Origin of the sequence: Bradyrhizobium sp. AC87j1 (genome assembly GCF_002936975.1) — a bacterium.
GTDB classification, from domain to species: Bacteria; Pseudomonadota; Alphaproteobacteria; order Rhizobiales; family Xanthobacteraceae; genus Bradyrhizobium; species Bradyrhizobium shewense.
Map to the genome: position 1 here is coordinate 71812 of NZ_PTFE01000006.1, position 13566 is coordinate 85377.

Annotated in this window: 13 protein-coding genes; 2 read left to right on the forward strand and 11 right to left on the reverse strand. The window is 65.1% G+C overall.

All coding sequences use genetic code 11. The features are described from left to right. The first annotated feature begins 6 nt into the window (after positions 1 to 6). Positions 7 to 939 carry a lipid A biosynthesis lauroyl acyltransferase gene (locus CV770_RS05905; protein ID WP_091954087.1) on the forward strand — a complete coding sequence of 311 codons (933 nt, stop codon included), beginning with the start codon at positions 7 to 9 and terminating at the stop codon, positions 937 to 939. A gap of 39 nt (positions 940 to 978) precedes the next feature. Here the strand turns inward: CV770_RS05905 and CV770_RS05910 are convergent, their stop codons facing one another. The 8 genes from CV770_RS05910 to CV770_RS05945 form a co-directional block, all read right to left on the reverse strand. Continuing rightward, the gene (locus CV770_RS05910) at positions 979 to 2103 is read right to left on the reverse strand and encodes a polyamine ABC transporter substrate-binding protein (RefSeq protein WP_104461639.1); all 1125 of its coding nucleotides are present in this window, start codon (positions 2101 to 2103) and stop codon (positions 979 to 981) included. Positions 2104 to 2105: 2 nt separating this feature from the next. Further along, entirely contained in the window at positions 2106 to 3287 is a 1182-nt protein-coding gene (locus tag CV770_RS05915; RefSeq protein ID WP_104461640.1) for an aminotransferase, read from the reverse strand. 7 nt (positions 3288 to 3294) lie between these two features. Further along, a complete protein-coding gene (locus tag CV770_RS05920) occupies positions 3295 to 3621 on the reverse strand; it encodes a rhodanese-like domain-containing protein (RefSeq protein WP_026202463.1) in 327 nt (108 codons plus the stop codon). Between the two features lie 157 nt (positions 3622 to 3778). Beyond that, on the reverse strand, positions 3779 to 5707 hold the full coding sequence (locus CV770_RS05925; RefSeq protein WP_104461641.1) for a potassium transporter Kup: 1929 nt from the start codon (positions 5705 to 5707) through the stop codon (positions 3779 to 3781). 140 nt (positions 5708 to 5847) lie between these two features. Next, positions 5848 to 7746, reverse strand: a complete 1899-nt coding sequence (locus CV770_RS05930; protein WP_165637159.1) for a potassium transporter Kup — start codon at positions 7744 to 7746, stop codon at positions 5848 to 5850. A 173-nt stretch (positions 7747 to 7919) separates the two neighbouring features. Then, the gene (locus CV770_RS05935; protein WP_018320942.1) at positions 7920 to 8750 is read right to left on the reverse strand and encodes an OmpA/MotB family protein; all 831 of its coding nucleotides are present in this window, start codon (positions 8748 to 8750) and stop codon (positions 7920 to 7922) included. Between the two features lie 23 nt (positions 8751 to 8773). Further along, positions 8774 to 9547: a motility protein A gene (locus tag CV770_RS05940; RefSeq protein ID WP_091954071.1), complete on the reverse strand. Its 774-nt coding sequence runs from the start codon at positions 9545 to 9547 to the stop codon at positions 8774 to 8776. Between the two features lie 213 nt (positions 9548 to 9760). Further along, positions 9761 to 10585, reverse strand: a complete 825-nt coding sequence (locus CV770_RS05945) for an SDR family NAD(P)-dependent oxidoreductase (protein ID WP_104461642.1) — start codon at positions 10583 to 10585, stop codon at positions 9761 to 9763. A 101-nt stretch (positions 10586 to 10686) separates the two neighbouring features. Here CV770_RS05945 and CV770_RS05950 point away from each other — a divergent pair, with 101 nt between their 5' ends. After that, the gene (locus tag CV770_RS05950; RefSeq protein WP_018320938.1) at positions 10687 to 10980 is read left to right on the forward strand and encodes a hypothetical protein; all 294 of its coding nucleotides are present in this window, start codon (positions 10687 to 10689) and stop codon (positions 10978 to 10980) included. 16 nt (positions 10981 to 10996) lie between these two features. On the opposite strand, the gene CV770_RS05955 is transcribed toward CV770_RS05950, so the two are convergent. From CV770_RS05955 to CV770_RS05965, 3 genes are all read right to left on the reverse strand, one after another. Beyond that, positions 10997 to 11716 carry an RraA family protein gene (locus CV770_RS05955; RefSeq protein WP_104461643.1) on the reverse strand — a complete coding sequence of 240 codons (720 nt, stop codon included), beginning with the start codon at positions 11714 to 11716 and terminating at the stop codon, positions 10997 to 10999. A gap of 122 nt (positions 11717 to 11838) precedes the next feature. Continuing rightward, positions 11839 to 12723: a CDP-alcohol phosphatidyltransferase family protein gene (locus CV770_RS05960; RefSeq protein ID WP_104461644.1), complete on the reverse strand. Its 885-nt coding sequence runs from the start codon at positions 12721 to 12723 to the stop codon at positions 11839 to 11841. Positions 12724 to 12810: 87 nt separating this feature from the next. Further along, entirely contained in the window at positions 12811 to 13533 is a 723-nt protein-coding gene (locus CV770_RS05965; RefSeq protein ID WP_283811283.1) for a phosphatidylserine decarboxylase, read from the reverse strand. Positions 13534 to 13566 lie beyond the last annotated feature (33 nt).

Here is a 13566-nt window from a genome sequence, read left to right on the forward strand (position 1 = left end):
GGACGCATGGCGCTGCTTCCTGCGAGGACGAAGGCCCGCGCGCGGGAGGCTGCGAAATCGATCGGCGGCAGCCTGATCGGCGCCGCTACCGTGGGCATGCTGCGCACCACGCGCTATTTCGATCCGGCCAAGACCTCGGACTTTTTCGCGCGCGTGGTGAAGCTGATCGGCCCGCGCCTGCGCGAGCACCGCATCGGCCGCGCCAACCTCACCGCAGCGTTTCCAGAGAAGTCGCCCGAAGAGATCGAACAGATCCTGATGGGCGTCTGGGACAATCTCGGTCGCGTCGGCGCCGAATTCGCCCATATGGATCAGGTCTGGGATTACGAGCGCGACGATCCCGAAAACAGCCGCATCGAACTCCCGGCGCGCAGCATCGAGCTGTTCGACCAGATCCGCGACGACGGCAAGCCGGCGCTGATCTTCGCCGCGCATCTGGCCAATTGGGAATTGCCGGCGCTCGCCGCCGTCTCGCATGGCCTCGATGCCGCGATCCTCTACCGCCGGCCCAACATTGCCTCTGCCGACCGCATCATCCAGGAGATGCGCCAGGTCAACATGGGCACGTTGATCCCGGCCGGGCGGGACGCGCCGCTGCGCCTCGCGCAGGCGCTGAAGGACGGCAAGCATGTCGCCATGCTGATCGACCAGTATCTGACCGGCGGCGTCGAGGTCACCTTCTTCGGCCGCAAGACCCGCGCCAACCCGATGCTGGCCCGCCTGCTGCGCCAGGTCGAATGCCCGATCCACGGCGTCCGCATCATCCGCCTGCCGGGCGGCCGCTTCACCGCCGAGATCACCGAGGAGATCCAGCCGGTGCGCGATGCCGACGGCAAGATCGACATCCAGGGCACCACCCAGGCGATCACCAGCGTGGTGGAGAGCTGGGTGCGCGAGCATCCCGAGCAGTGGCTCTGGCTGCATCGCAGGTGGCGGTAGTTACGCCGTCATTGCGAAGAGCGGAGCGACGAATGCCCCTCACCGCCCGGTCTTCACCTTGGTCCAGAGCCGGTTGATGATGCGCTGGGTCGCGGGCTCGCGCGCCGTGATGACGAACAGTTTTGAAAGCGTCGCCTCGTCCGGATAGATGTTCTTGTCACCAAGGATCTTTGGATCCACCAGCTTCTGGCTGGCGAGGTTGCCGCTCGCGTAGGACAGGAAGTCTGAGTTCTTGGCGGCGACGTCCGGACGGTAGAGATAGTTGATCAGCTCGTAGGCTTCCCTCACGTTCTTGGCGTCCGCGGGGATCGCGAGATTGTCGAAGAACATCTGCGCCCCCTCCTTCGGGATGGCGTAGCCGATCTCGATGCCACTGCTGTTGTCTTTCTTGGCCTCCGCCGCGCGGGCGCGGGCCTGCATGATGTCGCCGGACCAGCCGACCACGAAGCAGATCTCGCCGGTCGCGAGCGCGCTGAGGTATTCGGAGGAGTGAAACTTGCGCACGGAGGGGCGGACTTTTGCAACGACATCGGCGGCCTTCTCGAGGTCCGCCTGCTTGGTCGAGTTCGGATCGAGCCCGAGATAATTCAGCGCCGCCGGAAAGATGTCGTCGGCGGAGTCGAGCATGTGGACGCCGCAATCCTTGAATTTGGCGAGGTTCTCCGGCTTGAAGACGATGTCCCAGCTGTCGATCTTGACGTCCGCCCCGAGGATCTGCTTCACCTTGGCGACGTTGTAGCCGATGCCCGTCGTGCCCCACATATAGTTGGCGGCGTAGTTGTTGCCGGGATCGTAAATCGCAAGGTTCTTGGTCACCATCGGCCAGGCATTTTCCAGGTTCGGCAGCTTCGCCTTGTCGAGCTTCTGGAAGATGTTGGCCTTGATCTGGCGCTGCAGGAAATAGGCCGTGGGCACCACGACGTCGTAGCCGGACTTGCCGGCCATCAGGCGCGTCTCCAGCGTCTCGTTGGCATCGAAGGTGTCGTAGACCACCTTGATGCCGGTCTCCTTGGTGAAGGCCTCGAGGACGTCTGGCGCCATATAGTTGGACCAGTTGTAGAAATTGACGACCCGCTCCTCGGCCCTGACAGGGGCGGAAAGCAAATTCAGCGCGGCGGCGATCGCAAGGCCAAGGCCAAATCCGCAGCGGCCGACGTTCGTCATCTCTACCTCTTGCGACCGCGCACCGCGTCCGACAGCCGTTCCAGGGCGGTGTCGAGGGTCTCGTCCTTCTTGGCGAAGCAGAAGCGCACCACTGAGGTCACAGGGTCCTGCTCGTAGAAGGCCGAGACCGGGATCGCCGCCACCTTGTAGTCCTTCACGATCCGCCAGCAGAACTCGGTGTCGCTCTCGTTGAGCCCGAGCGGCGACAGGTCGACGGTGAGGAAGTAGGTGCCTTGCGACTTCAGCACGGGGAAGCCGAGGCTCTCCAGCCCCTTGGTCAGGCGGTCCCTGCTCCGCATCAGGTCCTTGCGCATCGACAGGAAATATTCGTCGGGCTTGCCGAGGCCGTAGGCGACGGCGGCCTGCAGGTTCGGCGCCGTGGTGAAGGTCAGGAACTGGTGCACCTTGGCGGCGACGCGCAGGAGCGGCGGCGCGGCGCAGACGAAGCCGATCTTCCAGCCCGTCAGCGAGAAGATCTTGCCGGCCGAGCCGACCTTGATGGTGCGCTCGCGCATGCCGGGAATCGTGATCAGCGGGATGTGCTTGTGCTCGTCGAAGGTGACGTGCTCCCAGACCTCGTCACAGATCGCGATGACGTCGAACTCCTGGCAGTAGCGCGCCAAGAGTTCGAGATCCTCGCGCGGGAAAACCACCGCGCTAGGATTCAAGGGGTTGTTGAACAGCACCGCCTTGGTCTTTGAATTGAAGACGCTTTTCAGCATGTCCTCATTCAAGCGCCAGTGCGGCGGCTCCAGCCGCACGAGGCGCGGAATGCCGCCGGCCTGGCGGATGATCGGCAGATAGGAATCATAGACCGGCTGGAAGCAGACCACCTCGTCGCCGGGCTGGACCACCGCGAGGATCGCGGAGGTCAGCGCCTCGGTACCGCCGGAGGTCACCATCACCTCGCTCATCGGATCGAGCTTGAGGCCGTGCCAATGGCCGTAATGGGTCGCGATCGCATGGCGCAGCTCCGGCAGGCCCATCATCGAGGGGTATTGGTTGTAGCCGTTCAGCGAGGCCTCGGCCGCGGCGCGGCGGATGTCCTCCGGACCCGGATCGTCGGGAAAGCCCTGGCCGAGATTGATGGCGGCATTGTCGCGCGCGGCCTGCGACATCGCCTCGAAGATGGTAACGGGAAGGTCGGCGAAGACCTTGTTCAGCGAGGAGCTCTTGGACGTCATCGAGGGGTCAGCCACCGACCTTGCTGGGAAGCCCCGCCGCCTTCCAGCCGAGCATGCCGCCGGCCAGATGCTTGTCGTAAGGCAGGCCCGCCGCCTGCGCCGCGAGCGAGGCCGTCACCGAGCGTTTGCCCGAGCGGCAGGCGAACACGACGTCCTTGCCTTGGGGATCGGGGATCGCCTTGGGATCGAAGGTCGAGAGCGGCACCACGACGCCGTAGGGATAGGCCTCGGCTTCGACCTCGTTCGGCTCGCGCACGTCGACGAGGAGATAGCGGCCCTCCGCGACACCCTTGGAGACCTCGTCCGGGGTCAGATCCTGCACCTGGTTTGCCACATCATCCTCCAACGTCGCGCGTGCCAGCCGGACCTATCCCGGCCGGCGGCAACCTCGCCTCTCGGCTCACGAAAATCAAGCGCTACAAAGGCTTGAGCCGCGCGGCGCGAGTTAAAGCTAAATCGCAGCGACTTGAAGTGGGGGTTTGGCTGGCCGCCTAGATCGTCACCTGCGTTCCGACCTCGACCACGCGGCCAGAGGGGATCTGGAAATAGTCGGTGGCATCGTTGGCCGAGCGGCTGAGCGAGATAAACAGCCGGTCCTGCCAGCGCGGCATACCGGAATGGACGGCGGGCTTGAGCGCTCTGCGCGACAGGAAGAACGAGGTCGACATGATGTCGAACTGCCAGCCCAGCTTGCGGGCGATCGCCAGCGCCTTCGGCACGTTGGGCGATTCCATGAAGCCGAACTTCAGCGTCACCTTGGAGAAGGTCGGGCTGATCTGCTCCAGCTTGACGCGCTCGGCCGGATCGATCCGTGGGGTCTGCGCCGTCTCGATGGTGAGAATGACATTCTTCTCGTGGAGAACTTTGTAGTGCTTCAGACTATGCATCAGCGCGGTCGGCGCGCTGAGCGGGTCCGAGGTCAGGAACACGGCCGTGCCGGGCACCCGCTGCGGCGGCCGCTTCTCCAGCATCGCCACCAGATCGGCGAGCGGGAACTCGAGCTTGCGCGACTTTTCGAACAGCAGCCGGCTGCCGCGCCGCCACGTGTACATCAGGATGATCATGACCGCGCCGAGCGCCAGCGGCACCCAGCCGCCCTCGAACACCTTGAGCAGGTTGGCGGCCAGGAATGTGAGGTCGAGGAACAGGAATGGCGCAATCAGCGCCCCGGCCGCGAGCGGCGACCAGCGCCAGACCTTCCAGATCACGACGAAGCCCATCATCGCCGTGACCACCATGGTCCCGGTGACGGAGATGCCGTAGGCGGACGCGAGCGCACTGGAGGAGCGGAACAAAAGCACCAGCAGCACCACCGCGACCAGCAGCAGCTGGTTGATGCGCGGGATGAAGATCTGGCCGGAATGGGCTTCCGACGTATGGCGAATTTCGAAGCGCGGCAGCAGGCCGAGCTGGATCGCCTGGCGCGTCAGCGAATAGGCGCCGGTAATGACCGCCTGGCTGGCGATGACGGTAGCCATGGTGGCAAGCACGACCATGCAGCCGCGGAAAAAGCCTTGCGGGAAGAGCTGGAAGAAGGGGCTGACGATCGCGCCGGGATCGCCGAGCACGAGCGCGCCCTGCCCGAGATAGTTCAGCGCCAGCGACGGCAGCACGATGAACAGCCACGCGGTCTGGATCGGCCGCTTGCCGAAATGGCCGAGATCGGCATAGAGCGCCTCGGCCCCGGTGACCGCGAGGAACACCGCGCCCAGCGTGACGAAGCCGATGATGCCGTGATGGAACATGAAAGAGACCGCATAGAGCGGGTTCAGCGCATACAGCACTTGCGGCTGCTGGATGATCGGATGGATCGCCGCCGCCGCGAGGACCGCAAACCAGACGCACATGATCGGGCCGAAGAAGGCGGCGACGCGGGCGGTTCCGCGCGACTGCACGGCGAACAGGCAGACCAGGATCACCACGGTCAGCGGCACGATATAGGGCTCGAACCGCAACGTGACGTCCTTCATGCCCTCGATCGCCGACAGCACCGACAGCGCAGGCGTGATCACGGCATCGCCGTAGAACAGCGCGCCGGAAATGATGCCGAGCAGGACGACGGTCGCCCCGCCGGTGCCGACCGCGCGCTGGGCCAGCGCCATCAGCGCCAGCGTGCCGCCCTCGCCATTGTTGTCGGCCCGGAGCAGGATCACGACGTATTTGAGCGTCACCACGACGATGAGTGCCCACAGGATCAGCGAGACCACGCCGAGCACCGCCGCCGGCGTCGGCAGCCCCTCTGCGCCAGAGGCCGCCATCACCGCCTCGCGGAACGCGTAGAGCGGGCTGGTGCCGATATCGCCGTAGACGACACCGATGCTGCCGAGGGTCAGCGCACCGAAACCGGCGGTGGTATGGGCCTCGCCATGCCCATTGGCCGCCGCCGTTTCCGGGGCGGAAATCACTACATCGCTTGTCATGGGAGAGCCCAGTGGCCTCTAAAATGCTTCACTGCACAACGGCGGAAGAGCGCGCGGCTTATAGTCCTGCGCTGCCGGCATAGCCTAGCCCGATTTCGGGGCTTAGCCATGCAGATTCGCATGGCTAAGGCAGATGGGTTCTAGATGGTGACTTGGGTTCCGACTTCAACCACCCGTCCCGTGGGGATCTGGAAGTAATCCGTGGCGTCGTTGGCGGACCGGCTGAGCGCAATGAACAAATGGTCCTGCCACAGCGGCATGCCCGACTGCGCCGAAGCCTTCAGCGACCTCCGGGACACGAAGAACGACGTCGACATGATGTCGAACTGCCAGCCCTGCTTGCGCGCGATCGCGAGCGCCTTGGGCACGTTCGGCTGCTCCATGTAGCCGAAGCGCAGGCGGACTTTCGAAAACTTCTCGCTGATCTTCTCCATGCGGAAACGTTCCGCCAGGTCGACCCGGGGCGTATGCGCGGTCTCGATGGTCAGGATCACGTTGTGCTCATGCAGCACCTTGTTGTGCTTGAGATTGTGCAGCAGCGCGGTCGGCACAAAGGAGGGATCGCTGGTTAGGAACACCGCGGTGCCCTTGACGATGTGCGGGGGCCGCTTCTCCAGGCTGCGGATCAGATCGTCCAGCGGCACCTCGATCCGGCGCGTCTTCTGGATCAGGATTCCGGAGCCCTTCCGCCAGGTCCAGATCGTTCCCGCCATGGCCACGCCGAACAGCAGCGGCACCCAGGCGCCCTCAAGCAGCTTCAAGAGATTGGCGCTGAAGAAGCTCAGATCGACGACGACGAAGGGCATGATCACGGCCGCAGCCGTGGCAGCGCGCCAGTTCCACAATTTCCAGATCACGATGAAGCCCATGATGCCGTCGGCGACCATGGTGGTGGAGACCGCGATGCCGTAGGCCGAGGCCAGATTGCTGGGGGTGTGGAACAACAGCACCAGCAGCATCACGCCGATCAGCAGCAGCCGGTTCACCCGCGGCAGGTAGATCTGCCCGGCGTGAGTCTCGGACGTGTAGCGGACCTCGAAGCGCGGCAAGAGGCCGAGCTGCACCGCCTGATAGACCAGCGAATAGGCGCCGGTGATCACCGCCTGGCTGGCGATCACGGTCGCGGCGGTCGCAAGCCCGACCAGCGGCAGCACCAGGCTCTCGGGCACCATGCGATAGAACGAGTGCTCGATCGCGCTGGGATCGGACAGCACCAGCGCGCCCTGCCCGAAATAGTTGATCAAGAGCGCGGGCAGCACGAAGAACATCCAGGCCGACTGGATCGGCTTGCGGCCGAAATGGCCGAGATCGGCATAAAGCGCCTCGCCCCCGGTCACCGCCAGGAAGACGGCGCCGAGGGTAACAAGACCAATCGTGCCGTGCGACAGCACGAACTGCACGGCGTAATAGGGATTGATCGCCGCCATTACGGACGGATCGTCGGCGATGTGGACGGCTCCCATCACGGCGATGACGGTGAACCAGATCACCATCACCGGCCCGAAGGCCGAGGCCACCAGCGCCGTCCCCTTGCTCTGGACCGCGAACAGCAGCGCCAGGATGAAGACGGTCAGCGGCACGACGTAATGCTCGAGCGCGGGGGTTGCGAGCTTCAGGCCTTCGACCGCCGATAGCACCGAGATCGCCGGCGTGATCATGGAATCGCCGATGAACATGGAGGCACCGACCACGCCGAGTGCGAGCAGGAACCAGCTCCGCCGCCCGAGCGCGCGCTGGCCGAGCGCCATCAGCGAGAGCGTGCCGCCCTCCCCGTTGTTGTCGGCGCGCAGCAGCAGCAGGACGTATTTGGCGGTGACGACGATCAGCAGCGCCCACAGAATCAGCGACAGCACGCCGAGCACCATGACCCGCGAGACCGGCTCGCCATGGGCCGCGCCCTTGACAGCCTCGTGGAATGCGTAGAGCGGCGAAGTGCCGATATCGCCGAAGACGACGCCGATGCTCCCGAGCGTAAGGGACCAAAAGCCCGAGGTGACCGGCCCGTCCTGGGTCTCGGCCTGTGTGATGCTCGCCGTCATGAGGGTGGAAAACGCTTCTTCCCTGGAATTGATCCGGCGCCTTTTGACGCTTCCTGCGCGCCTGTCAATCGGCGCACCACCATAGCAGGCGCCGAGCTGGATGCTGTGACGCCGCAGCCACGCTCATCGCCAGCGCGACGACATGCCTCAGGTAAGATGGTAGCGCAAGAGGGTTAGGGCTTGAGATTCGGCGGCAGCGGCGGATCTTCGCGCATCAGGGTGATGGTCACCCGCCGGTTGGCCGCGAGCGAAGGATCATCCGGAAACAGCGGCTGGGTGTCCGCCTTGCCGGAGACGGCGAAGATGTGCGACGGCGGCAGGCCCTCGCGTTCGAGGATCTGGCGCACGGCATTGGCACGGTCGGCCGACAGATCGAAGGCGCCGTAGTCGCTGCGGGTCGGCACGAAGCCGGCCGCAGTGTGGCCGGCGATGGAGACGCGCAGCGGCGTGGCCTTGAGCGGGATCGCGAGCTTCTCGACCAGGCGGCGGGTGCGATCATAGGGCACCTTGGAGCCGTCGGCGAACATCGAGCGGCCGTCCTGGTCGACGATCTCCAGATTGAGACCCTGCTTGGTCTCCTCGAACATGATGTGCTTGGACATCTCGGTCAGCTCCGGCATGTCCTGCAACGCCTGGCGCAGCGAGGCTGCGGCGAGCGCGAAATTGCGGTCGACCTTGATCTTCGCGCCCGACGTGCGGTCGCGATCCTCCTGGTCCGGCGTCGGCGTGTTGGAGGCATCCTCGGGCTGGATATGGTCGACGTTCTTCAGCCGCGGGCGGGTCGGCAAACCGTCGGACTCGACGATGCCGGCATACCGCGCCTCGCTCTGCACGCCGAAGGCGTCGCGCATCGATCCCGCGACGATCTTCAGCTTGTTGGCGTCCTGCGTCGAGAACGCCACGAGCATCACGAAGAAGCTCATCATCAGGCCCATGAGGTCGGCGAAGGTCACGAACCAGCCGTGACCGCCTCCATGGGCATCGCCGCGTTTCTTCTTGGCCATGTCTCAAATCCCGGCGGGCGTGCTTACGCCGGCACCGGCTCGCCCTCGGCGTTGCGATGCTTCTCCGGCAGGTAGGCCAGCAGCATTTCGCGCACCAGGGTCGGGCTCTTGGAGTCGCGGATCATCAGGATGCCGTCGATGATCAGCGTGCGGTTGGTCTCCTCGTCCAGCAGCTTGCCGTGCAGCTTGTCGGCGATCGGCAGACAGAACAGGTTCGCGACCAGCGCGCCGTAGAGCGTGGCGAGCAGTGCGGTCGCCATGAACGGGCCGAGCTTGGAAGGGTCGGTCATGTTGGCGAACATCTGCACCATGCCGATCAGGGTGCCGATCATGCCGAAGGCCGGAGCGCAATCGCCGATGGCGCGATAGATCTTGCTACCCTCGTCGAGGTGCATGAGGAAGTTGTCGCGGTCACGCTCGAGATTGTCGCGGATGAAGTCGAGGTCGTAGCCGTCGGCGACGTAGCGGATGCCCTTGGCGAGGAAGGGCTCGTCGGTCTCGACCTTTTCCAGACCCACCGGGCCCTGCTTGCGGGCGATCTCGGCGATGCGGGCGAGCTCGTCGACGAGGTCGTGTGCCGACAGGCGGCTCATGGTGAAGGCGAACTTGGCGCCGAGCGGAAGGCCGTGCAGGAGTGCCGAGAGCGGAAAGCGGATCATGGTGGCGGAGATCGAGCCGCCGAAGATGATGATCATGGCATGTTCGGAGATGAACATGTGAAGGTCGCCGCCCATGAAGATCATCATCGTGATGACGATGATGCCCGCAATGAGCCCGACGCTCGTCATGATATCCATGGGATACTCCAACGCGTACGCAACAACGGCCGTCCTGGCCGCTGGCGCGGCCCAACCCCGAACCGCATCGGAAACCCTAGAGTGCCGCCCTTAAAGCCGCGTAAAGGTTAAGTTGAGCCGGCACGCCAGACCGGCGCAGCGCATCGGGATGAGGCCGGCTTTGCAGATGGCCGACACGAATTTCAACACTTTGCTAACCATGATTGCGGCGCGCTAGCGTGCCAGGCCCGTCAGCTTCAGGCTCAGTTCGCGCAGGCGCTTGCGGGCAACTGCATCGTAGGCCTGCGGATTGGCACGTGCCTCGTTCATGCCGTTGAAGAACAGCACGCTCTTGCCTGCGACATCATCGCCCTCGACGAGGCGCAGGATCGCCGCGCCGCCCTGCTCCACCGTCGAGATCGGCGTGACGCCGCCGGCACGCACCATCGTGGTGTTCATGTAGGTCGCAGGATGCAGCGAGTTGACCGTGATACCGGCCCCTCTCAGTTCGTCCGCGAAATCGATGGTGAACATGATCTGGGAGAGCTTGCTCTGTGCATAGGCACGCGAGCCGCTGTAGCCCTGCGTGATCATGACGTCGTCGAAGTCGATCGGATGCTGACCGAGGGAGGCGACGTTGACGATCCGCGACGGCGCCGCAGCCTTGAGCAGCGGCAGCAACAGATGGGCCAGCAGGAAACCCGAGAGATAGTTCACGGCAAAGCGCAGCTCGTGACCGTCGGCGCTAACTTGCCGCTGCGGGCCGTCGTTCTGCGAACCGATGCCGGCGTTGCTGACGAAGACGTCGAGACGCTGGTGATCGCGGATGACCGCTTCGGCGAGCGCACGCGTACCCGACATCGACGACAGATCGGCCTGGTAGAAGGTCGGCGCGGCACCGCCGGCCTTCGCGATCTCGTCGCTCAACACCTTCGCACGCGCCGCATCGCGGCCATGGATCAAGACCCTTGCACCGTCTTCGGCCAGTCGGCGCGCAACGTAGCGGCCGACGCCGTCGGTCGAGCCGGTTACCAGGATCGTCTTGCCATTCATCTTCATCGTGCGTCCTCCGGCTGCGGCCCTGCGCCACGGGGGCGGCACGAGGGATGAGTGCTATTCTACGGCCCTGCAGCATGCTCCATCGCGGGAGCCGTTTTGCAATGTTGACGCTGTTCAGTCTTCTCACCGCGCTGCCTGCGGTGTTGGCGCTCCACCTGCTCGAGCCGGAACTCGTTCTGCCCGCCTTCAGCCTCGTGCTCTTTGCCGAGGCCGCCTTCGCGGTGATCGCAGCGCGCCTGATTCACCTTCCGGACAATGCGGAAGACATCACCCTTTGGGACCTTGCCGGTGGCTTCACCCTGATCGGGTGCGCCGCTGCAGTGTTCGGCGAGCCGGATCAGGCCGCCCTGTTTCTGACGGAACAGGGCGGCCCACGGCCGGTGTCGCAGCCTTAGGCCGCCCCATCACCCCTCAGTGAATTTCCGCCGAGCGCTTCAGCGCGGCCTTCAGCTTCTCAAGCGAGAAGTCGGGACTGCGGGCGATCTCCAGGATCGGCGTCTCGCGGCGGCCGCAGAGTTCGGCGGCCTCCGGCAGCTTGGCGGCGATGTCGAGCGGGATCACGATGGCGCCATGCTGGTCGGCGTGGATCAGATCGTCAGACTTCACGGTCATGCCGGCAACGCGAACCTCGCCGCCAAAGCTTTCCGCATGCACCCAGGCATGCGACGGGCCGATCGAGCCGGCCAGTGCCTGGAAGCCCGACGCCCATTGCGGGATGTCGCGGATCGAGCCGTCGGTGATGACGCCGAGGCAACCGAGCGCCTTGTGCACGTTGCTCTGCACCTCGCCCCAGAACGCGCCGTAGCCGACGTCGGGACCGTCGATGTCCTGGATCACCGAGATGCGCGGACCATGGCCGGTGCCGACATATTCGTAATACTCGATGCGGCGCCTGGACTGCTCTTCGGCCGGAAGCGAGGATTTCAGCACCGAGCGGATCGCGACCGTGCGGGCATAGCCGACGATCGGCGGCAGGTCGGGGAACGGGCAGACCAGTTGTTTGGTGGTGTAGCCGATCAGCCGGCGCTCGGGCGCCACGATCTCCATGGCATTGCAGATCGTCGGCGTGTCGTAGCGGCCCAGCGCTTCGAGGACGGAAGCGGGCAGCGGCCCGGTCGCTTTATCAGTCACGGCGTTCTCTCCCAGATTGGCGGTCGCTGTTGGCGCGACGCCGCCGGCACAGGGCGATATAGCCGAGATCAGGTCTCAACCCAACTCGGGGGGCCTCATGGCAGATATCCGCGCGTGGCCGCTCAGTGCAGCCGTCCGGGCCGGTCGTCGTCGTCGTTGGGCGGCTCCGACAAATTCGCCAGGGTCGGCGCCGACGGCGGTGAGGTGACCTCGCCTCCCGACGGCGCGGAGGCTTCCATCGCGCGGGCCTGGTCGCGATAGGATTTGTAGCCGAGCGGCAGGCAGAGCAGGTACAGGACGGTGCCGGACGTGAGGACGTGCCAGGGATAGGCGATCAGCAGTGCGATGAAGACGATCACCGCGACGAACGCCGGCAGCACCAGCTCCGGCGGCACGCGCATGCGCTTGGTCTTGCCGGAGAACACCGGCAGGCGCGACACCATCAGGAAGGCGATCAGCAGCGTATAGGCCGCCGTCATGGCGGCGGGCCAGCGGCCGAGATCGAGGAACGCAACATAGATCGGCAGCAGCACGGTGATCGCGCCGGCCGGCGCCGGCACGCCGGTGAAGAAATTGGCAGCGAAGGCCGGCTTGTTCGGATCGTCCATGGTGGCATTGAAGCGCGCCAGGCGCAGGCCGCCGGAAATCGCGAACACCATGGCGGCGATCCAGCCGGCATTGCCGAGCTCGTGCAGCTGCCAGAAATACAGCATCAGCCCGGGCGCGACGCCGAAATTGACGAAATCGGCGAGGCTGTCGAGCTCGGCGCCGAACTTGGACTGCCCCTTGATCATGCGCGCGATGCGGCCGTCGATGCCGTCAAGGGCGGCCGCGAACACGATGGCGTAGACGGCGAGCGACATCCGCCCTTCGATCGACAGCCGGATCGAGGTCAGGCCGGCGCAGATCGCCAGCAGCGTGATGACGTTGGGCACCAGCATCCGCACCGGAATCGGGCGGAACCGCCGGCGGCGCGTATCGGGGTATTTGAAGTCATAGGGCGTCATCGCGGGTCCTCACCTCAAGGCGAGATATAGCAAGCCGCGTCTCCCTCCGCCATTGCGGCGGAAGGCCCCCACAGACCGACTTATTGGTTAATTGGCGCGGAAGGCGCGGCTGGGGTCGTCTCCGGCAAGATCGGCCAAAATCGTCTCGCCGGCGATCGCGGTCTGCCCCTCCGAGACCAGCGCCTTGGTCCCCACAGGCAGATAGACATCGAGCCGGGAGCCGAAGCGGATCAGGCCGAAGCGCTCGCCGGCGCCGATCGCCTGACCCTCCCTGACGAAGCAGACGATGCGCTTGGCGACGAGCCCTGCGATCTGCACCACGCCGATCCGCGCCGTCGCTGTCGAGATGACCAGCGAGTTACGCTCATTGTCCTCGCTGGCCTTGTCGAGCTCGGCATTGATGAAAAGGCCGGGCCGGTAGGCGATGCGGTCCACCCTGCCCGCTACGGGAGCGCGGTTCACGTGGCAGTTGAACACGCTCATGAACACCGAGATGCGCGGCAGCGGCCGGTCGCCGAGTCCGAGCTCGGCCGGCGGCAGCGCCATGGTGATCATCGAGACGCGGCCGTCAGCCGGCGACACCACAAGCCCCTCGCGCACCGGCGTCACACGGACGGGGTCGCGGAAGAACAGCGCGCACCACACGGTCAGGATCGTGCCGATCCACCCCAAAGGCGACCACAGCCAGAACAGGACGAGGCTTGCCAGCGCAAAGCCGCCGATGAAGGGATAGCCCTCCTTGTGGATCGGCGGGATCTGACGCTGGATCGAATCGAGAATGGACATCGGTATCTGCCGCTCGGGGTTAATGGCACGGGTCGTCGCGCGGGCCTGTTTAGGCCA